Source organism: Acidobacteriota bacterium, from assembly GCA_009861545.1.
Classification (GTDB): domain Bacteria; phylum Acidobacteriota; class Vicinamibacteria; order Vicinamibacterales; family UBA8438; genus WTFV01.
In genome coordinates this window covers 13212-32685 of record VXME01000017.1, presented here as the reverse complement: position 1 = coordinate 32685, position 19474 = coordinate 13212, and the positions used below count along the sequence as shown (strand labels likewise).

Below are 19474 nucleotides of genomic sequence, written 5' to 3'. Positions count from 1 at the left end.
CGAGTGCGAGATCGACGCAAGATGCTGCTGGCCGTCGGCACGCTGGCCCTGCTGCTGGCCGGAGCGACCGGCGGCGTGCAGGCGCACGACATCCCGAACGACGTGACCGTGCGCGCCTTCGTCAAGCCGGAAGGCGACCGGCTGCGCATGCTGGTGCGGGTTCCGCTCGAGGCGATGCTCGACATCAACTTCCCGCTCCGCGGCCCCGGCTATCTGGACATCGAAGGCGCCGAGCAACTCCTGCCCGACGCCGCCATGCTGTGGCTGGGCCAGGAGATCGAGCTGTACGAGGACGGCGTCCGGCTGCCGGAGCCCACGCTTTCCGCGGTGCGCCTCTCGCTGCCGTCCAACCGGGCGTTCAACACCTACGAGGACGCGCTCGCCCACGTCACGACCGGCGAGCGGCTGCCCCCGACCACGCAGATCATCTGGCGGCAGGCGCTATTGGACGTGCTGCTCGACTACGACACGACGTCCGCCGAATCCGCCTTCTCGATCCGGCCCGGCGTCGAGCGGCTGGGACTGCGGGTCATCTCGGTCATCCGCTTCATCACGCCGGCGGGCGCCGAGCGGGCGTTCGAGCTGCGCGGCGACCCGGGCGTCGTCACCCTCGACCCGCGCTGGCACCAGGCGGCCTGGAACTTCGTCGTCTCCGGCTTCGAGCACATCCTCGACGGCCTCGACCACCTGCTGTTCCTGCTCTGCCTGGTGATTCCGTTCCGCCGGTTCTGGGCGCTCGTGCCGATCGTGACCGGATTCACCGTGGCCCACTCGGTGACCCTCATCGCGTCGGCGTACGACATGGCGCCGAACACGCTGTGGTTCCCGCCGCTGGTCGAGACGCTCATCGCGCTCTCCATCGTCTACATGGCGTTCGAGAACATCGTGGCGGCCGGCTCCGGCGACGCCACCCGCATCCGCCGCCGCTGGGTGGTCGCCTTCGGCTTCGGCCTCGTGCACGGATTCGGCTTCTCGTTCGCGCTGCGCGAGACGCTGCAGTTCGCCGGCTCGCACCTGCTGACGTCGCTGCTGTCGTTCAACGTCGGCGTCGAGCTGGGCCAGTTGCTGGTGATCGCGCTCTGCGTGCCGGCCCTGGAGCTGCTCTTCCGCTACGGCGTCAACGAGCGCATGGGCACGATACTGATCTCGGCCCTCGTCGCCCACACCAGCCTGCACTGGATGGCCGAGCGCTACGAGACCTTGAGCCAGTACCCGCTCACGTGGGCGGCGATCGCCAGCGCGCTGCTGGACGGGATCATCCCGTGGCTGATCCTGTTCATGCTGGCCGCGGCCACCGCGTGGTACGGATTCAAGTACTGGCGGCAGCCGCCGGCGGAGGAGGTCGCGGCGGAACAGCGGACCGGCTGAGCGGCGGGCACGGCGCCCGTTCGGCGGGCATCGAGCTCGCCCGCGAACGAGCACACGGGAGTCGCACCGGGAGCGACGAACCCGCGGCCCGGCGAACGGGCCTCGTCGAGCACCAGGGATACGACTTGCACAACGACCACCGGGCGCGACGCGCTTCGCCCGGTCGACCACGACGATGCCCATGACCACTGTCCGTCGTTCGGTCCCCCTTCTCGCCGGCCTGCTGCTCGCCGCATCGCAGCCGGCCGGGGCGCAGTCCACGCCGGAGACGCCCCTCGGAACGCGCACCCTGTCCGGGGCCGACGCCGAGGCCGGCGCCCAGGCGGTCGAGCCGCCCCTCGTACTGGATGGAAACGGCGGGAGCGGCGGATTCGCCGTCATGCCGCCGAGCGAGTACTACCGGGTGGCGCCGGTCCGCGTCGAGAACGGCCCGCAGATCGACGGGCGCCTCGACGAGGAGGTCTGGCTGCAGGCCGCCGTCATCGACGATTTCGTGCAGCAGGAGCCGGCCGAGGGCGAGCCGGCCACCGAGCGGACGGTGGTCCGGCTGCTCTACGACGCCGAAGCCCTCTACCTCGGCGTCGAGGCCTACGACACCGAGCCCGACGGCGTCATCGCCACCGAGATGCGGCGCGACTCGCTGCGGCTGCTCGACGAGGACAACTTCCAGGTCATCCTCGACACCTTCCAGGACCGGCGCTCCGGCTACATGTTCGTCACCAGCCCGCTCGGCGCGAAGCTCGAGCAGCAGGTGGCCGAGGAGGGCGAGGGCGGCTGGCGGGGACGCAACAGCAACAACGTAAACATCAACTGGGACGGGGTCTGGGACGTCGTCTCCCGCCGCACCGCCGACGGCTGGATGGCCGAGATCGCGATCCCGATGGTGACGCTGCGCTTCCCCAGGACCGAGGAGCAGGTCTGGGGCGTCAACTTCATGCGCAACATCCGCCGCAAGAACGAGCAGGTGTACTGGGCGCCGATCTCGAAGGAGTACACGCTGACCCGCGTCAGCCTCGCCGGCACCATGCACGGCATCGGGGCGGTCAACCGCGGCCTCGACCTGCGCATGACCCCCTACATGCTCGCGGGCGGCCGCCAGGACCGCGCCACGGGTACCGTCGCCGGCGGCGGTCTCGACGGCTCGGGGTTCAACGACTACGGCCTCGACGTCAAGTACGGCGTGGCGTCGGGCCTCAACCTGGATCTGACCCTGAACACCGACTTCGCGCAGGTCGAGGTGGACGAGCAGCAGGTGAACCTGACGCGCTTTCCCCTCTTCTTCCCCGAGAAACGCGACTTCTTCCTCGAGAACGCCGGCATGTTCAACGTCGGGGCGCCGGGGAGCGGGTTCGGGCGGGTCGCCGACCTCTTCTTCACGCGGCGGATCGGCCTGTCGGCGGGCGGTCAGCCGACCCCCATCATCGGCGGCGCGCGGCTTACCGGGAAGGTCAACCGCCACAACGTCGCCGCGATGAACATCACGACGGGGTCCTTCGGCAACGCGGGCGACAACTTCTTCGTCGGCCGCTACAGCCGCGACATCCTCGCGCGCTCGAAGGTCGGCGGGATCGTGATCGACAAGCAGGCCGTCGGCAGCGTGTTCGCGCCCGACGCCGGCGGCGTCTCCCACTACAACCGCACGTTCGCGGCCGACACGACGCTCGCGGTGCACCGCAACCTGACGATGACCGGCTTCGTCGCCAAGACCCAGACTCCCGGCCTGACGAGCGGCGACATGGCCTCGTACGCGCGGGCCACGTGGCTGAGCCCGGCGTTTCACGTCTACACCGAGTTCGCCGACCTGCAGGAGAACTTCAACCCCGAGGTCGGCTTCGTCCCGCGCCTCGGCATCCGCACGTCGAAGTTCCACGGCGAGTGGAACCCGCGGCCCGGTCGCTTCAACATCCGGATGTTCGACCCGATGTGGAACATCACCTACACCACCGACCAGCACAACCGGCTGCTGACCCGGCGGATCCACAACATGATCGGGACCTACTTCGAGAACGGCTCGTCGGCCATGTTCTATTTCAACGACCACTTCGAGCAGCTCGACATCCCGTTCCCCATCCGCAACACCGGCGTTACGGTCCCGGCCGGCACCTACCGCTTCGGCGAATGGGTCTTCTCGTACCAGTCCGACCCGTCGCGGCGGCTGTACACCCGGACCCGGTATTCCCCGCAGACCTTCTTCGACGGCACCCGCACCGACATCCAGGCCACGGTCGGCCTGCGGGCCACGAGCCGCGTCTCGGCCGAGACCATCTTCAACCGCAGCGACGTCGACCTGCCGTGGGGGAACTTCGTCGCCGATCTCGCATCGCTGCGCCTGGACCTGACGCTGTCGCCGACGGTGACGCTGCGATCGCTGTCGCAGTACAACTCGCTGACCGGCGAGCTGAGCAACAGCATCCGCTTCAACTGGATCTACAGCCCGGGCAGCGACATCTACATCGCCTACGACGAGATGCGCCTCGACGACCTGTTCTACCTGAATCCCCACGTCCGCCGCTCGCCGTGGGGCGACGTGCGCAACCGCCAGATCGCCGTCAAGATGACCTACCTGCTATCGCGGTGAAGCGCTGACGCACGACCTCGGCAAGCTCGTCGACATCATCCGAGTGCGGGACGTTGCCGTCTCGAGGCACACCGAGCTGAAGGCGTTCAGCGCGTTCGCGGTGCACTACCGCTACGCGCCGTTGCCGGAAGACGCCCGGCCCATCGATCGTCCGGCGGCGATTCGGCGGGTGGAAGCGCTGATGCGACGGGTAAGGTCGCTCTTGCCCGACTCGGAGGAGTAGTCGGCGTCCGGCGTTGCAGCGGCGCACGCTCATGTGCGAATCACTTCGATCTCCACATCCACGCCGACGCCGCGCCACGCCCGGTCGGCGGTCAGCACCGGCAATCCGGTGGACTGGGCCAGCGCCAGGCAGGCACGATCGCCGAGAGCCAATCCGCGGCTGCGCGTGGCCGCCCGCAGCGCAGCCGCCGCCAGTGCCTGATTCGCGTCGAACGGGCGCATCTCGAATCCGAGACCGAGGACGACGCGCCGCAACCCGGCGCTGGACATGCCCCAGTCGACGAGCTTCGTACCTACCTCCGCAACGTTCACCGTGGATACGAGCGAGCGCGGGATCCGGCCGCGCACGATATCCGCGCCCGGCTCGCCCCTGACGAGCGCCAGGATCGCGGACGCATCCAGGACGCAATCAGCCATCGTCGGACTCGCGCGCGGCCTCCCGCCGCCGTTCGGAGATGAGCTCGTCGGCCAGACTAACGTCGGCCGGAACATGCCGCGCCACCAGGCGCTGGACCCGCCGGATCGCGGCGTCCGGTCCGCAGAGTCGCACCTCGTCCCCCTCCAGGTTCAGCACGACCGGATCCCCCTCCGAGACGCCGAGCGCGTCGAGAAAGTCCGCCGGCACGGTGACACGTCCACCGGCTGCGACGATCGACCGGACCGGGTCCGGCCCCGGCAGGTCATGATCCGGCTCGCCTTGCGCGGCATACGGATATGGGTACGCGACCGCAGGCGCGCTTGCCCGCTCGGGACCGCCGTCCCGAAGGCGGCCGGCTCGCCGGGCCGACAGCACGTTGTAGACATGCTGATAGCCCAGTCCGAGCGCGTTCGCGATCTGCGACCGGTCGAAGCCGGCGGCCGCAAGAGCACGGATTCGGGCCGCCTTGGTGGGAAGCCCCCGGATGAGTCCCGCCACCCGACTGCGCTCGGCCGCCGTGAGCAGAGACGCCGGCGCGGCCCGTTGCTCGTCGCGCTGCAAGACGTTGCGGGCGAACTGATACCGGATATCGAGTGATCGCGCGATGTCCGCCGTGCGCATGCCGAGGCGGTTCAACGCACGGATCTTGTCGGACTTCGTCGCATCCCCGTCCGCGACGAGCCGCACAGCGGCCGGATCGATCGGTCCGCGTGGAGCATGGGTCGCCTTCATCTCCCCTCCCGGAGATTGGTTGAGTAGGTATGATACTACCACCATTACCTATCCAACCCACGCCCGGACCGCGTGGTCGAGCGCACGTTGCGCGTGCTCCTCGTGTAGGCTCAATCGCCGCGCGAGCGGCGGCCGCTCTGCATGGCGGCGACGACACCGGCCCCGGCCACGACGCCGCCGGACAGCGCCGCGGCCCAGACCGGGAACTGCAGCCAGACGGCCGCCCCGGCCACGGCCGCGGCGGCCACCAGCGCCAGCAGCACGGTGGCGAGGTACTTGGGGATCCGGATCGTCGCGCGCGCCTCCCATACGTCCGCGCCGCCGTCGCCCAGCGAGTCCGACGGGCGATCACGGCGCGACCGGCCGCCCAGCACGAGCAGAACCAGCACGATGGCCCCGATGACGGCTATCTCGGAAAGACCCAGCATGGGCGCGCTCAGCCGGTCGGCGAACAGGACGGCGGTCGGAGCACCATGCGGCCGTCAGTCCTGCGTCGTGCTCGCGCTCCCGCGCGCCAACTCCACGATGGCATCGGCGTCGGCGGAAAGCAGCAGCCGCTCCGCCACCAGTTCGTCCGCCGCCTCGGAGACGGCCTGAACATAGGCGGCGTGGTTCGAGTAGCGCGCTTCGAGCGACGGGCGCGGATCGCCGGACGACTCGCGGTCGGCCTCGGTAGCCGCGAACGGGATGAACGAACCCGTCCCGGCGCACTGCCCTCCCTCGCCGAAGCCGGCCCGGCGCAGGTTCCAACCGGTGTGCGTCCCGACGGGAGCCGCGAGGTTGGGATGCCGCACCCCGTCCACCATGTTGCCGTCGGCGTCGATGCGCCCGACGAGCACTGTGTAGGCGTCACCGTACATCGGCGGCAGGGAGCGGTGGTCGGCGAGGTGCAGCGGGTTGTACGAGCCCGAGTACACGACACCCGGAATGTCGGGGAATCCGAGGTCGCCGGCGGCGACCAGCCCGCTGCCGGCCACCGTCGGGAAACGGCTCGCCGGCGGCTCGACGTCCCTGGTCACCCACTCGTGGAGCGCGACGCTCAGCGCCGTGCGGATCTGGGCCAGCGCCAGCGGATTGCTCGGGTTCTGGCACATGCCCCGGCTCGGCGGCCGCGTGTGGACGCCGGGACCGCCGCCGTGCTGCGTGCCCGACAGCAGATAGACGCGCACGTTCTCCGGCAGCTCGATGTGCTCGCCCGCCGGGTCGGTGACCACCAGCGACGAGCGCGCCTGCCACAGCTCGGCCTCGCCGTCGCTGTGCACGATCTTCGGGCAGGTGTTCGACGCCCCGCACCGTTCCAGCAATCCGTCCGTCCGGCCGCTGAGCGGGTCGGTCAGCGTGGCGTAGGTGAACGGGAACTGGTCGCCGGGGTACACGTGGTCCTCGTGCTGCTTCTGCCAGCGGCCCGGCTGGCCGAACTGGTAGTTGGTGAACGTCTTGCGCGAGCCGGCGATGTTGGGATGCATGCCGTCGAACACGATGCGGCCGGCGACGTCCTCGTTGAAGCCCAGGTAGAGGAAGTCGCGCAGCATCCGGCCGCTCTGCGAGATGCCGAGCGAGGTGGCGCTGGTCGGCAGGCCGGGCGCCGCCAGCGGGTTCGCGTTGCCGTTGCCGTCGGCCGCCTCGTAGCGCAGGAACGAGACGGCGTCGCGCATCGCGGCGAAGCCGAGCCCGAGCACGATGGGGTCCCTGGCTTCGTAGATGAACTCGTAGATCGCGCCGCCGTCGAAGCCGGCCGGGCGGTCGATCTCGATCTCCGTGTCGCTCACGTAGCGCCATTGCAGGGCGTCCGGCCGCATGCGGTCGGCGTCCTGCGTCGCGCGCACCGACAGCAACCCGCCCCGCGGCTCGAGAGAGGCGGCCGGATACGTCAGGCGCCCCCGCGAAACGGATTCGGCGTCGTTGAAGATGAACTCCTCGAGCGCGGGACCGACGATGGAGGAACCGTCCGGGTTCGACGCCGCCGGCAGGTAGGCGACGATGTTCGATCCGGTCGGCGTCAGGTCGCCCTGCCATCCCACCCGGACGAAGGCGAACCCCCGCTCGAGCAGGGCCGTCTCGGCCGCTCCGGCCCCGCCGCGGTTCGAAACCGTGTGGTAGAGGGCCCGGTTCCAGCGGCTCATGTCGATGGGACGGTAGATCTCCACCGTGGCGCGATACTCGACCCTTCCCGCGGCATTGCGCGGAGCCCGGTCCAGGTTCACGATGTGATCGTGACGGGCATCGGCGGGATCGACCGCGCCGGTCACGACGCCGCGCAGCAGCTCGTACTGCCCGACCTCCCCGAACGAGTCGCCGCCGAGCGCCGGCGACGCCACCACCTCCAGGTCGAAGTCGGTGATCTGCGCCAAGCCGCTTCCCGGCGCCAGGCACGCGACGACCGCGATGACGAGCGCGCGATTCATTCTGCTCATGATGCCTCCCCGCTCCCGGAACGATGATACTCCGCGGCTGCGCGCGGGGTGCCGGCGCGGACCCCGGCGAAGCGTTCCCGTCGACGCCGTGGCATCCCCGCGGCGCGCCGTTGACCGGCCCCCGCACGGCGGTAGAATGACTCGGGTGCCATTCATCCACGTCGCGCGTGCCGCCGCGCTCGCAGTCGCGGCGGCGGCCGGGCTCGATCTGGCCGGCCCCGTCGCTGCGCAACTCGCGAGGCCGTCCGAAGCCGTCTCGCCGGCGTCGGCGGCCGGCCATCAGCGCATGTTGGCGCTGCTGCGGACGATAGCGAACCAGACTCCCGATACGCACCCCTTCCTGGGAGACTGGCGGGCCAGGGAGCTCCGCGAGGAGTTGCGCGGACTGCCCGCCACGGACACCGGCCCCAACCGCTGGCGCGTGATGTTCCAGCTCTCCGGGGAGGAGCTGCGCCTCGGCAACGAAGCCGAGGCGATCCGGCTGCTCACCGACGCCCTGGCCCTGATCCCCGAGACCGACGAGAACCGCCCGGGGATCGATCTGACCAACTACAGCCTCGGGGTGGCCTACCTCCGGCTGGCCGAGACGCGGAACTGCGCGCTCCATCCGCATGCCGAGGCCTGCATCCTGCCGCTGCAGGGGCGAGGAATCCACAGCGATCAGACGCCGTCCCGCCAGGCCATCGCGGCCTTCACGGCGGTCCTGCGGAGCACGGAGAACGTGGCGTCGGGCGGCGTGCTGTCCGCGGCGGGCGCTCGCAACTGGGGCGCGGGCGCGCCCGCGCCCGTCGGAAACGACGGGACGCAGCAGTACCTCGCGGCACTCTGGCTGCTCAACGTCGCCTACATGACGGTAGGCGGTTACCCGGACGAGGTGCCCGAGCCGTACCGGCTGCCGCCGGAGACGTTCCGGTCGACCGGGACGATGCCCCGGTTCACGAACATCGCGCCGACCCTCGGTCTCGACACGTTCGACATGTGCGGCGGCGCGGTCGCCGACGACTTCGACGGCGACGGCCATCTCGACATCGTGGTCTCGACGTGGGGCACGCGGGGACAGATGCGCTACTTCAGGAACAACCGCAACGGGACCTTCACGGAACGCACCGCCGAAGCGGGCCTGCTCGGACTGTACGGCGGCCTGAACATGGTCCAGGCCGACTACGACAACGACGGCGACGTGGACCTGCTGGTCCTGCGCGGCGCGTGGCTGCGCGCGGCCGGCCGGCACCCGAACTCGCTGCTGCGGAACGACGGGAAGGGGACGTTCACCGACGTGACGTTCGACGCGGGACTCGGCGAGGTGCACTACCCGAGCCATACGGCAGCCTGGGGCGACTACGACAACGACGGCGACCTCGATCTCTACGTCGGCAACGAATCGTCGCGGACGCTCGTCGCGCCGAGCCAGCTCTTCCGCAACGACGGCGACGGCACGTTCACCGACGTCGCCGGGCCCGCCACCGTCATGAACTACGGGTACGCCAAGGCGGCGGTCTGGGGCGACTACGACGGCGACGGCCTCCAGGACCTGTACGTATCCAACTTCGGGGGGAGCAACCGGCTCTACCGCAACACCGGTCGCGGGTTCTTCATCGACGAGGCGCCGCGGCTCGGCGTGACCGGCCCGACCGGGAGCTTCCCGGCGTGGTTCTGGGACGTGGACAACGACGGGCAGCTCGATCTGTACGTCTCGGCCTATACGGCAGACATCGAGCACCTGGCGGCCCGCGCGCTCGGCCGGCCCGCCCCCACCGAGACGTCGCGGCTCTACCGCGGCATGGGCGGCGGACGCTTCCAGGACGTTACCGGCCGCTACGGCCTGACGGCGCCGACCGCGGCGATGGGCTCGAACTTCGGCGATCTCGACAACGACGGCTACCCGGACTTCTACCTGGGCACCGGCTATCCGCCCTATCACAGCGTGATGCCGAACGTGATGTACCGCAACCGGGAAGGACGCGGCTTCTCCGACGTAACCTACGCGGGCGGCTTCGGCCACCTCCAGAAGGGCCACGGCGTGGCCTTCGCGGATTTCGACAACGACGGCGATCAGGACGTGTTCCAGCAGATGGGAGGCGCCTATCCGGGCGACCGGTTCGGCAACGCCCTCTACGAGAACCCCGGCTTCGGGAACCACTGGATCACGATCCGCCTCGAGGGCGTCCGCTCCAACCGGTCGGCGATCGGCGCCCGCATCCGGGCCGTCGTCGCCGGCGAGCGGGGCGCCGGCCGGCGCTCCATCTACCGCCACGTGAACAGCGGCGGCAGCTTCGGCGGCAATCCGCTGCGCCAGACCATCGGGCTGGGCCGCGCTTCGCGCATCGAGCGGCTCGAAATCCTCTGGCCCGCAACCGGCATCACGCAGACGTTCAACGATGTGCCGGCGGATCGAGCCATCCACATCGTCGAGGGCGAGCGGGCCTACTCGACCCTCCCGCTGCGCTCGTTCACGCTCGGCTCGCAGGGACGATAGCCTCGACAGCCCCGCAACGGACCGTGCGTCCAGGTCGAACTCGGTGATCCGCGACGAGCGCGCGATTCGCTACAGGTGCTCGTTGCCCAGCACCCCGCCCTCGCCGGAGTAGCTGACGTCCTGCAACTGCAGCCGGACGCCGTCCGGCGCGTCCACCAGCACCTCCTTCGTCACCCCCTCGCGCAACCGCAGATGCGCGGTGACGCCGTGCTCGGCGAGCCGCTCCATGACCGCGTCGGGATCGAACGCCTCCACGCCGAGGCCGACGTGCAAGCGGAACGCCTCGGGTCCGCCCCCCTCGACGAGGGCCACGTGTTGCGGCCCCGCCCCCACCCGCAGCACGGGGATCGGGCGTCCTTCGTAGCCGGCCGTGCGCGGCCCCCCTTGCGGCTCCTGCCACGCGACCACCGGCATGGCCGTCAACCGCTGGTACCAGGCCAGAGCGCTCGACAGGTCGGATACGTGGTACTTGACGTGGTTGAGCGTCCTGACCGGTATCGGCGGCGGGTCTCCCGGCCGCCGTACCGCTTCGGCCGCGTTGTCGCAAACCTCTCCAAGGAAGCCCAGCCCGCCGCAGGCGATGATGGGGTTGAACTGCAGGGGCGCGCCGTCGGGGCCGTCGAAATTGACGCCGTTGATGGTCGTGCCCTCCCGCAGCACGGACCGGGCGAGCGCGGGCATCTCCGCGAGCCCCTCGAAGATCCGGTGGACGTTGAAGTCCTCGATGCCCCAGCAGAAGTGCGGCCGTCGCGCGGTCACGACCTGCAGGCTCTCCGGGCTCCGCTGCGACAGGGCCATGTACGCCGGCGGGTCCTCGGACACCCGCAGCACGGTCTGGCCTCCGCCGTAGTCCTGGAACGCGTGCCGCGGTATCGCCAGCACCCGTTCGTACCACTCGACGGTGCTCCGCAGGTCCGCGCAGCCGAAGCTGACGTGATTCAGGGTACTGACGCGGATCGGCAGTGACGACTCGGCCGTCACCGCACCCGCGGCCGGGACGCCCGGCACGCGGAGCGCGAGCGGCCGGGCCAGCGCCGTCGCGGGCCGTGCGACGGCTGCCGCGATGCCCGCAACGAGTAGCTGGCGGCGCGTTACCTTCCCCGTGCGCACGGTACTCGCCGGTTGGTCGATCCGCATTGCCATGAGACACCTCCGGTGTTGGTCGCGAGCACAATCCAGCCGTCCACCGTGACCAGAAGTCCGACGTCCGCAGATGGGAGATTACCCCGCGCGGAAGCGGCGTGCACGAGCGGCCGGGAACCGTTGCGAGAGGAAGTCGGGACGTGCCGTTGGTGCTGCGCGGCGCGCGCAAGGCGAGGGACCGCTCCGGCGACAGGGGCGCGAAGTCGACGGGGGGCGATCGCGAGCCGCCCGATGCGCTGGACGCAGCGGCGATCGCTGCGTTCCATGCCATCGGGCGACCCGTTCGAGGTCCGCGCCCTCCTATTGCGACGCGACCTCGTCGATCCAGATGCGGATCTGCCGCTCGTCCTCGGTAACCCGGACGATGTCGCCGCGGAGCTCGCCCAACCGCTCGACCGCGGCCCGCACGTCGAGCGTGTCGCCGCCCCCCGAGAGGAGCGCGTCGACCACGACGATCGGAAGCTGGACGTCAACGGTTTCGCTACCCTCCTCGTCGCGGTCCACCACCTGCACGGTGATCTGATCGCCGACGCGCGCGATGCGCACCGTCTCGTCCTCGCCGTCGACCGTCACGAACTCGGTATCGCCGACCTCCGTGAGCGCTCGCCAGAGGTCTCGCATGGCGCCGACGTTCAGTGGCACGTCCCGGCCGGCCAGACTGAGTTGCCCGTCCGCCAGAATGCGGTGCGGCACCAGGGCCAGCATCGGCTCCGCCGCCGACAGCGGCACGTTGACCCTGACGTTCTCGGAGCCGTCCTCGTCGGCCGTGACCTGCACGTGCAGCCACGGCTGTGGAGCCTCCTCCTGGGCGGCGGCGACACCGATGCCGCAAGCCAGCAGACCGGACAGAACGAACGCGGACCAGAAAGTACGAGTCGACATGGAAGTCCTCCCGGCCACACGGCCGACGACGGGCAGGAGTGCGCGTCCCCGTGCGGCCCATGTCACCGTAGACGGAGGACCCGGGGCCGAAGTTCGGATACCGGGTCTTCAAGGCCGCCAATCAGGGCAGGCCTTCGGCGTCGACCCGGTGCCGGCCACCCGACTGGACCCACGCGCTCCGAATGCGGCGACGGATCGACTTCATACCGAACAGCACGCTCGCGTCGAACTCGATCCGGGAGTCGGCGAGCCCCCACAGATCGGGTTGGATCCACTGCAGGTCGAACTGGCCCCTGGCATGCCGGAGCGTGCCGGCGATACCCCACAGCCAGCGGAAGGGATGCTGCATCTCGAAGGTGACCCGGGTCACGCGGTAGTCGTTCCGGGTGATCCAGAGGAAGCCGGACGAACGATTGAGCGCCTTGTCGATGCGGCGTTTGTCCTGCAACCGGCCAGTCCGGGGCACGAAGCGGATCACCCAGCACGGATCGCCCCGAACGACGTCCGTCCCGGCGAGCGCCGTCTGGTAGCGGTCCATCAACTTGCGGTCGAAGTCGACGTGCATCTCGTCGGGGTCGTAGCGCACGCCGCGCGCGGCGTGCCGTCTCGCCTCGCGGATGAACTCGGCCTTCCGGGCCTGCTCATCCCGCGCGTCCTCGGCGTCGAGAGAGCGTCCATCGCGCCCGATGAGCTCCGCGTAGAAGTGGCCCTCGAGTGGATAGTGCCGGCGCCGGCTCGTCTCGGTACGGGTGACGTTCCCTTCGGCGTCCAGCGACTCGACCGTTCCGGCGGTTACGTATTGGAAGTACCCGCCGAGCGCCAGATCCCGCTGCCTCGATGCCACGTCGAGGGCGCGTTCGACGATCATGGACGCGTCCACCCGGTCGCTGGCGACGAGCTCGCCGACCGCCTGCGCGGTGGCCGGGCCCGGCGCGCAGATCAGGCTCAGGCAGCACGCCGACGCGCACGCCGCTACGACCTGCATTCGTGGCATCACGAAACGGTTATCGGTTGCTTGTCGTCTTTTCGCCACCCGCGGTGTGACAAGAACCCACGGGCGCAGTGCGGCATGAATCGAGGCGCCGCCATACGGCCGGGCACCGGCGTGCCCGCCGCGGTACTACCAGGGGACGCTGTACGGGAGGCGACGGCCGCCGCCGAGGGCCAGGGCCGCCAGACCGCCGATGACCGGCGGTCCGTACCCGTTGGTGAGATAGCCGGACGTGAACATGATGCCGCTGGCGAACTGGAAGTTGAGGACCATGGCGAGCGCCACCGTCCCCGTCAGGCCCACCCGGAACCCGGCGATCAGCGCCGTGCCGGCCGCAAGCTCGCCCAGCACGACGAGCCGGGCGAACAGCGGCGCACCGGGCATCGCCACCCATTCGAGGTACCAGCGGCTGATCGCGACCGGCTCGAAGGAGAGCCACTGCTCGAGCTCGTAGGTGAGGTACGCGCTGTCCGCGAACCAGGCGAGCTTGCCGTACCCCATCAGGACGAGAAAGAGCCCCATGATCAGAGACAGGGCGCGCAAGCCGCCGGCGGGCGAGTAGAGAGTCGTCATGTTCCTTCGCCTGATCGGTCGCGGTCTCCGCGCATTGTAACGTCGGCAACTCGCCGTGCGACGACCGACGAGAACCCTTCAGGGCAGCGTGACCGATTCGATAGTGCCCACTGCCCGGTGCTCGAGCCACTCCGTCCGGATGCGGCGCCGGATCGACTTGATGCCTAACATCACCCGTACGTCGAACTCGATGCGAGAAACCGCCGGCATCCACAGGTTCGGCTCGGGCCGCTGGACACGAGGCTACCGTCGCCCGTGGAACGCGACGAGCCGCGCACGCTCCGCGTCGGTCAGCGGGAGGAACCCGGTCTCGTCCGGCTCGGACGTCAGCGGCTGACAGGGCCCGCACATCAGCGTGTGCGGAGACTCGTTGTGCAGCAGGCCGAGCGCGTGGCCCAACTCGTGGGCGACGACGTGGCGGCTCACCATCGCGTCGCCCCGGTCTAGCCCCCGCGCAAGGCGAATCACCACAAGGTATCGCGGCGGCGCGGTACGCGGAAGCGGCCACGTGTACGACAGGATGTTCTGGCGCGACAGCAGCACCACGATGTCGGCGTCCAGCCCCGTCAGTTCCCGTGGCGCGTCCGGCTCCGCCTCTCCGCCCGGCAGGCGCACCCCGCGCTGCGCCACGCTGCGGGCGTAGTTCTCCACGGTGCGGGCAATCGGCGAGGCGACGACGACCCGCGGCCCACGCAGACGGGTCTGCACGCCGAGCTCTTCCAACCTGTCGTTCCAGAACGCGATGGCCTCGCGCGCCGGCTCGATGCGATCGTCTTCCGTGGACGGAGCCAGCACGAGAATCGATCGGTCCGCGGCCACGGCCGTGGCCGGGCGGCACAGCGACATGGCCGCCGGGACCGCGATGGCAGCAATCAGCAACGACGCTCGCGTCGGGAATGGCATGACTCTCCGACCACCGTCACAGACGCCGGACGGCCGGCAACGTGGACATCCTGCGATCCAGCGTCAGCACTTCCAGACCGACGCGGGAGTACTCTTCCGCGATGAGACGGTCGAGAAGCCCTGCACCTCCGTGTGCTTCCAGGGCCGCAAGAACCGCCCGCCCGTTCAGAGGGGCGACCATCCCGCTGCGCAGCACGTCGAGCAGGCCGGCGCGAGCATCCGTCTTCGAGACGCCGTAGTGATGCTGGACGGCGACGTAGGCCTCGCCAATGACCTGGTTCGAAACCACGACCTCGGCGCCGGCGTCCTCGATCAGGGAGCGCAGCGTCTCGACGCAACGCTCGAACTCGGCTTCCGGCTCCCCCGCGACCAGCCGCACCAGAACCGACGTGTCAATCCCGAAGCGCGGGGTCATGCGGCTCGTCGCGGAACGCGCCGACATCGAAAGCACCCTGCCCGCCGCGGAGCTTGCCGCGCAGCGTGCCGAGCCGGTCGTAGTCGATGCGCCGGGGACGCAGGATGAAACCGTCCGGACCTTCCTGGAGCTCGATGCGGTCGCCCGGCCGCACGCCCAGCGCGTCCAGCACCCGGGCCGGAAAAGTCACCTGCCGCTTCGATGTAACGCGTACGAGCATGCCGCCCTCTGTCTTCCTTACACTATAGCATGCGTGGTAAGGCCACCACGAGGCAGCCGCCCTGCGCCCGCGGCCCTCGTCGCAGCGTCCGACCTTGGCCATCCGGCCGACGCCGACGGCCAGATAAACACGCCAACAGCCGAAATCGCATAAGATACGGTCGCCTTGAATCCCCGATCACCCGGCGAGGCCGACTCGCGCCGTCGGCGACCCGCGCCGGCTAAACGTCGTCGAAGGCGGGCCGCTCCGGTCAGGGACATGCGCCGACACCCGCAACGCAAACGTACATATAATGCATGGTGGGCGTTGTGAAGCGACCGACGTTCCAGCGCAACAATCCGAAGGTGCGCAAGATTCAATCGCCGCCGAACGGAATCGACCTGACGAAGGTGGCTCGGTCGTGCCGGTACGTCGGCAGCCCCTACCACAAGGACGCCGTGGGCTTTGCCGGGACGCCCCGCGGGCGCCGCCCCAGTGCGAGCATCTGCCCCCGCGAGTTGGTGAATCGGCACACCCTCGTCCAGCGATGGCTCCGGGATGCGGTGAGAGCCGGCCACGTCGGAGCGTGGTGATGGCGGCTATCCCCGCTACATCTGGCACCGCAGGGGCGACATCGTTTTCGAAGCACGGCAGGGATCTCCAGGTTCGGGCGAGTACCACGGGTATCCTCTGGATCCGACGCAACGGGTACGAGGTTTCGAATGAGTGTTCATTTTAGATTCGGCTGGGTCGACGCAGGACCGTCACCTGACAAGCTGGCCCAATCCACGATGGCCACGCTCTCCGTTGAAGCGGGCGGTGCCACGGTCACGTCCGTGCTGGATCGCGCGAACCGCATCTACAGCGACGAGGTTGTGGTCCCTCTCTTCAGCATCGCCGAGTGGTTGGTCGCCAACTGGTGGCACATCTGGTACGAGGTCGGGGATGCGAACGAGCAACGCCCTGCATTCGAATCCCGGCACAATCTGGCGTTCGCCGGCGACGGCTTCGTGCTTCCGAGTCTGAACATGATCCCCGCGTCCGGGCGCGTACACCTGCAGTGGAAGCGGTACAAGCCACGGCACGCTCGGATCGAGTTCGTCGATGAGGGGCGCCAGAGCGTCGAACGCGATGAGCTGGAATCGGAGCTCCGGAACCTCATCGACGGCGTAATCGAACGGCTCCACGGCAGGCCCGAGACCGGAGCAGCCGCGGACAGTCTCGGCCGAGCCTGGAATGCGGTCAACGACCTCGACGCCGACGAGCTCGAGTTCAGTCGCGCCGCGGCACTGCTTGGCATCGATCCTTTCGACGTGCGAGATTCCGTCGCCGATGCGATCGTTGCTTTCTGGGAACGCGCAGATCCAGCCATCCGAGAAGACGCCCTGGCGATCGCCAGCGAAAACTCATTGACACGCGTTGGCACGTGGCTGGATGAGGCCATCGAAACTCTCGCGAAAAACCAGAACGACAGCGACTGGGCCGACATTCGAAGCGGATTGCCGCCTTTGGCAACCGCTGAACCCTGGGCGCGAGGTTACGCACTAGCCCGTGCCGCTCGGGAACGGATCGGCGCAAGTGGCGGACCAGCCGACTTCGCCCAGCACGGACCGATGGCGATTCCCCACCACGATACGCAACCGCCGACATGGCGCATTCACGGCTTGGTAGGGACTGACACACCCGCCTGCATGACGGCGCCACGAGGCAAAGCGGGTAAGCGGTTTCTGATCGCCCGCGCCCTCGGCGACTACCTCGGTCGGTCTGCACCCGGCTTGGGCATGCTGAGTTCTCTGGCCACGGATCGTCAGGCACAATCGCGGGCGTTTGCCGCGGAGTTTCTGGTACCCGCCGAGTCATTGCGCCGACGGCTCTCAAGTGATTCGGTCGACGCAGAACGAACTGACGAGCTTGCGCAGGAGTTTTGCGTCTCCAGTGAGTTGATTCGTCGCCAAATCCAGAATCACGACTTGGCACGAGTAGTCGGATACTGAACCGTAGACGTGCGCACGGAAGCCGGCCGCCCACGAGCGCCGGCGAGGCTGCCGCGCTTATTCTCCTGACGACGGCGAGGATCGGCGAAACTGCTTGCTGAGCGCCAACTCTTGGCGCTGGTAGGACGAACCGATAGATTTTCCGTAGATCTTCTCCGGCACGTCGAGCACACGGCTGTAGACGAGCCGTCCGACGACCTGTCCGTGCTCGATCACGAACGGGGTCTCGTGCGCGCGGACCTCCAGCACGGCGCGCGTGCCGGTGATGTTGCTGTCGCCGTAGCCGAAACCGGGGTCGAAAAAGCCGGCGTAGTGGATCCGGAACTCGCCCACGGACGGATCGAAGGGCACCATCTCGGCCGCGCACTCCGGAGGCACCCGCACCCGCTCGCGCGACGCAAGAATGTAGAAGTCGCCGGGATTGAGGATGAGCCGGCCGTCGGGGGGACTGGGAATCGCGTCCCAGAACCGATCGATGTCGTAGTGGTCGACGTTCTTCAGGTCGACGAGCGGTGTGTTCTCCTTGCCTCTGTAGGCGACCACGTCGCCGTCCCGGTCACCCTTGAGGCTGACCGAGACGTTCAGGCCGTCCCGTATCAGGGCCTTGCCGGGATTCGTCTCGTCCAGGTAGATGAGGCCTCCCTCCTTCCTGTCCAGCCCCCTCAGGTGCGTGTCGGATGTCGGCGCGCGTTTCCGGATGAAACGAAGCTGGGAAAGGCTCAGACCCGGGTGCACGATGATGGAAAAAGTCCGGGGCACGATCTCGGCGTAGAGCGGTCCCACGTACCCGCCCTTCGGCACGTGCTCGAATGCGAATCCGTAGTCGGTGATCAGGCGAGTGAACACGTCCAGCCGGCCGGTGGTGCTCTTCGGGTTGGCCTTGGCCTCGAGCTCCTCGGGCAGCCGGAGCTGCTCCATCAGCGGCACCAGGTACACGCATTGCTTCTCCAGCACCGTCGCCCGGGTCAGGTCGAGCTCGGCCATGGCCAAGCCCTCCAGTTTGCGCCGAACCGTCGACTCCCGGCCGGGCAGGAAGCTCGCTTGCAGCCGATAGGCAACGAATCCGAGACGCAGGTCGAGGCTGGCAGGCTGAATCTGCCGCGGTTCGATGGGTTCGACCGCGTGGATCCTCCCCGCGCGGATGAGCTTCTCGATGTCCTGGGATGGCAGCACGCCTTCCTGGACGGACGAAACGCTGCTCGCGAATTCCGGAAAGAGCTCGAATGCGTAGTCGTCCGCCACCGTGACAACCTCTGCCGCTCGGCCAGGGTATCTCCCGCCGGCCGCCAGACTCTCCAGTCGACTGCTCTCGCACTTCGGGCGCGCCCCCACGACGAGCCCGCGGCCGGCTGTTGATCGTAGACCGAGACCGGCTGAGGTGGCAGACGCGATGAGATTTCCTGAGAGACTATGTCATGCAACAATCTCCACAGATGACGGCAGGACCTTCCGACCGCGCCCGCCACAGCGTTGCGCCGGACCCGGGTCGCGTCGTGACGAAGGCCGCCCTGCGCGCGGCCGAGGAGCTCGGGGTCACCGCCAGGGCGCTCGCCGCTGTCATCGGTGTGAGCGAAGCGACCCTGTCGCGCATGAAGAACGAGAGCTTCGCTCTTGCTCCGGGCACGAAGCCGTTCGAGCTCGCGGTCCTGTTCGTGCGGCTGTTCAGATCGCTCGACGCCATCGTCGGGGGCGATCCGCAGGTCGCACGCGCGTGGCTGAGCAACGCCAACGAGGCGCTCGATGGCCGCCCCGTCGACAAGATCCTGACCATTTCGGGGCTGATGGATGTCATCGCCTACCTGGACGCCCGCCGCGCTCGCGTCTGAATCAGCGCGCTACGACGGCAGAGGCTGGCGCCTGGTCGAAGCCCATCATCGGGTTTCGACCCTGAAACTGGTGGACACGCTGGAAGAGCAACGCATCCTCGAGAGCCTCATCGAGATGACGATACAGGTCCGTCCGCGCTCCGTGTGGCGGAGTCGGTCTGGCCGTGCTCTCCTGCAAGGCGTTCTCCGAACCACGCCCCGTCGAGCGCCATACCTGGCGCATTCGGATCGGCGCAGCCGGAGGGCAGGCGCTCTGCGAGTTCCCGCGACGCGAGGTCGAGTTTCCGCAGGGATCCTTCACGGATCCAAGACTGGCTGCGTTCGAGTGGCGCAGGTGACC

The 19474-nt window shown here is 68.8% G+C and carries 18 protein-coding genes and 1 pseudogene; 7 read left to right on the top strand and 12 right to left on the bottom strand.

Annotated features, from left to right (window positions below):
* Nucleotides 1–3 precede the first annotated feature (3 nt).
* The 3 genes from F4X11_02585 to F4X11_02575 all read left to right on the top strand — a co-directional run bounded on the left by F4X11_02585 (nt 4) and on the right by F4X11_02575 (nt 4169).
* Nucleotides 4–1368, top strand: a complete 1365-nt coding sequence (locus F4X11_02585) for a HupE/UreJ family protein (protein ID MYN63909.1) — start codon at nt 4–6, stop codon at nt 1366–1368.
* Nucleotides 1369–1543: 175 nt separating this feature from the next.
* Nucleotides 1544–3946, top strand: coding sequence for a carbohydrate binding family 9 domain-containing protein (locus tag F4X11_02580; GenBank protein MYN63908.1), 2403 nt, complete (start codon nt 1544–1546; stop codon nt 3944–3946).
* 43 nt (nt 3947–3989) lie between these two features.
* Nucleotides 3990–4169 (top strand): hypothetical protein, encoded by a 180-nt coding sequence (locus F4X11_02575; protein MYN63907.1) that lies wholly within the window; start codon nt 3990–3992, stop codon nt 4167–4169.
* A 29-nt stretch (nt 4170–4198) separates the two neighbouring features.
* On the opposite strand, the gene F4X11_02570 is transcribed toward F4X11_02575, so the two are convergent.
* From F4X11_02570 to F4X11_02555, 4 genes are all read right to left on the bottom strand, one after another.
* The gene (locus tag F4X11_02570) at nt 4199–4585 is read right to left on the bottom strand and encodes a type II toxin-antitoxin system VapC family toxin (GenBank protein ID MYN63906.1); all 387 of its coding nucleotides are present in this window, start codon (nt 4583–4585) and stop codon (nt 4199–4201) included.
* Entirely contained in the window at nt 4578–5318 is a 741-nt protein-coding gene (locus F4X11_02565; protein MYN63905.1) for an AbrB/MazE/SpoVT family DNA-binding domain-containing protein, read from the bottom strand. The genes F4X11_02570 and F4X11_02565 overlap by 8 nt, the downstream gene beginning before the upstream one ends.
* Before the next feature lie 110 nt (nt 5319–5428).
* The gene (locus F4X11_02560; protein ID MYN63904.1) at nt 5429–5746 is read right to left on the bottom strand and encodes a hypothetical protein; all 318 of its coding nucleotides are present in this window, start codon (nt 5744–5746) and stop codon (nt 5429–5431) included.
* A gap of 54 nt (nt 5747–5800) precedes the next feature.
* The gene (locus F4X11_02555) at nt 5801–7732 is read right to left on the bottom strand and encodes a hypothetical protein (GenBank protein ID MYN63903.1); all 1932 of its coding nucleotides are present in this window, start codon (nt 7730–7732) and stop codon (nt 5801–5803) included.
* On the opposite strand from F4X11_02555, the gene F4X11_02550 reads away from it, so the two are divergent.
* On the top strand, nt 7704–10208 hold the full coding sequence (locus F4X11_02550; protein MYN63902.1) for a CRTAC1 family protein: 2505 nt from the start codon (nt 7704–7706) through the stop codon (nt 10206–10208). The genes F4X11_02555 and F4X11_02550 overlap by 29 nt on opposite strands.
* 69 nt (nt 10209–10277) lie before the next feature.
* Here the strand turns inward: F4X11_02550 and F4X11_02545 are convergent, their stop codons facing one another.
* The 7 genes from F4X11_02545 to F4X11_02515 form a co-directional block, all read right to left on the bottom strand.
* Entirely contained in the window at nt 10278–11351 is a 1074-nt protein-coding gene (locus F4X11_02545) for a hypothetical protein (protein ID MYN63901.1), read from the bottom strand.
* 300 nt (nt 11352–11651) lie between these two features.
* Nucleotides 11652–12233, bottom strand: a complete 582-nt coding sequence (locus F4X11_02540) for a hypothetical protein (GenBank protein MYN63900.1) — start codon at nt 12231–12233, stop codon at nt 11652–11654.
* 121 nt (nt 12234–12354) lie between these two features.
* Nucleotides 12355–13218 (bottom strand): hypothetical protein, encoded by an 864-nt coding sequence (locus tag F4X11_02535; protein ID MYN63899.1) that lies wholly within the window; start codon nt 13216–13218, stop codon nt 12355–12357.
* Between the two features lie 135 nt (nt 13219–13353).
* The gene (locus F4X11_02530) at nt 13354–13797 is read right to left on the bottom strand and encodes a hypothetical protein (protein MYN63898.1); all 444 of its coding nucleotides are present in this window, start codon (nt 13795–13797) and stop codon (nt 13354–13356) included.
* 243 nt (nt 13798–14040) lie between these two features.
* Entirely contained in the window at nt 14041–14700 is a 660-nt protein-coding gene (locus tag F4X11_02525; protein MYN63897.1) for a matrixin family metalloprotease, read from the bottom strand.
* A 16-nt stretch (nt 14701–14716) separates the two neighbouring features.
* Nucleotides 14717–15142, bottom strand: coding sequence for a type II toxin-antitoxin system VapC family toxin (locus tag F4X11_02520; GenBank protein ID MYN63896.1), 426 nt, complete (start codon nt 15140–15142; stop codon nt 14717–14719).
* Nucleotides 15093–15335 carry an AbrB/MazE/SpoVT family DNA-binding domain-containing protein gene (locus F4X11_02515; GenBank protein MYN63895.1) on the bottom strand — a complete coding sequence of 81 codons (243 nt, stop codon included), beginning with the start codon at nt 15333–15335 and terminating at the stop codon, nt 15093–15095. The genes F4X11_02520 and F4X11_02515 overlap by 50 nt, the downstream gene beginning before the upstream one ends.
* Before the next feature lie 701 nt (nt 15336–16036).
* Here F4X11_02515 and F4X11_02510 point away from each other — a divergent pair.
* The gene (locus F4X11_02510) at nt 16037–17308 is read left to right on the top strand and encodes an ImmA/IrrE family metallo-endopeptidase (GenBank protein ID MYN63894.1); all 1272 of its coding nucleotides are present in this window, start codon (nt 16037–16039) and stop codon (nt 17306–17308) included.
* Between the two features lie 57 nt (nt 17309–17365).
* Here the strand turns inward: F4X11_02510 and F4X11_02505 are convergent, their stop codons facing one another.
* Complete coding sequence (locus tag F4X11_02505; GenBank protein ID MYN63893.1) at nt 17366–18550, bottom strand: 2'-deoxycytidine 5'-triphosphate deaminase; 1185 nt, start codon at nt 18548–18550, stop codon at nt 17366–17368.
* A 191-nt stretch (nt 18551–18741) separates the two neighbouring features.
* Here F4X11_02505 and F4X11_02500 point away from each other — a divergent pair, with 191 nt between their 5' ends.
* Nucleotides 18742–19134: a DUF2384 domain-containing protein gene (locus F4X11_02500; GenBank protein MYN63892.1), complete on the top strand. Its 393-nt coding sequence runs from the start codon at nt 18742–18744 to the stop codon at nt 19132–19134.
* Nucleotides 19094–19472, top strand: a pseudogene (locus F4X11_02495) (hypothetical protein). Before F4X11_02500 ends, F4X11_02495 begins: the two are co-directional and overlap by 41 nt.
* Nucleotides 19473–19474: the final 2 nt, after the last annotated feature.

What these genes read in the sequence shown, in the direction of transcription:
- F4X11_02550 (MYN63902.1), top strand. Translation starts at nt 7,704, where the DNA reads ATGACGAGCGCGCGATTCATTCTGCTCATGATGCCTCCCCGCTCCCGG.
- F4X11_02565 (MYN63905.1), bottom strand. Translation starts at nt 5,318, where the DNA reads ATGAAGGCGACCCATGCTCCACGCGGACCGATCGATCCGGCCGCTGTG.
- F4X11_02570 (MYN63906.1), bottom strand. Translation starts at nt 4,585, where the DNA reads ATGGCTGATTGCGTCCTGGATGCGTCCGCGATCCTGGCGCTCGTCAGG.
- F4X11_02580 (MYN63908.1), top strand. Translation starts at nt 1,544, where the DNA reads ATGCCCATGACCACTGTCCGTCGTTCGGTCCCCCTTCTCGCCGGCCTG.
- F4X11_02555 (MYN63903.1), bottom strand. Translation starts at nt 7,732, where the DNA reads ATGAGCAGAATGAATCGCGCGCTCGTCATCGCGGTCGTCGCGTGCCTG.
- F4X11_02500 (MYN63892.1), top strand. Translation starts at nt 18,742, where the DNA reads ATGACGGCAGGACCTTCCGACCGCGCCCGCCACAGCGTTGCGCCGGAC.
- F4X11_02525 (MYN63897.1), bottom strand. Translation starts at nt 14,700, where the DNA reads ATGCCATTCCCGACGCGAGCGTCGTTGCTGATTGCTGCCATCGCGGTC.
- F4X11_02520 (MYN63896.1), bottom strand. Translation starts at nt 15,142, where the DNA reads ATGTCGGCGCGTTCCGCGACGAGCCGCATGACCCCGCGCTTCGGGATT.
- F4X11_02540 (MYN63900.1), bottom strand. Translation starts at nt 12,233, where the DNA reads ATGTCGACTCGTACTTTCTGGTCCGCGTTCGTTCTGTCCGGTCTGCTG.
- F4X11_02510 (MYN63894.1), top strand. Translation starts at nt 16,037, where the DNA reads ATGAGTGTTCATTTTAGATTCGGCTGGGTCGACGCAGGACCGTCACCT.
- F4X11_02530 (MYN63898.1), bottom strand. Translation starts at nt 13,797, where the DNA reads ATGACGACTCTCTACTCGCCCGCCGGCGGCTTGCGCGCCCTGTCTCTG.
- F4X11_02515 (MYN63895.1), bottom strand. Translation starts at nt 15,335, where the DNA reads ATGCTCGTACGCGTTACATCGAAGCGGCAGGTGACTTTTCCGGCCCGG.
- F4X11_02545 (MYN63901.1), bottom strand. Translation starts at nt 11,351, where the DNA reads ATGGCAATGCGGATCGACCAACCGGCGAGTACCGTGCGCACGGGGAAG.
- F4X11_02535 (MYN63899.1), bottom strand. Translation starts at nt 13,218, where the DNA reads ATGCAGGTCGTAGCGGCGTGCGCGTCGGCGTGCTGCCTGAGCCTGATC.
- F4X11_02560 (MYN63904.1), bottom strand. Translation starts at nt 5,746, where the DNA reads ATGCTGGGTCTTTCCGAGATAGCCGTCATCGGGGCCATCGTGCTGGTT.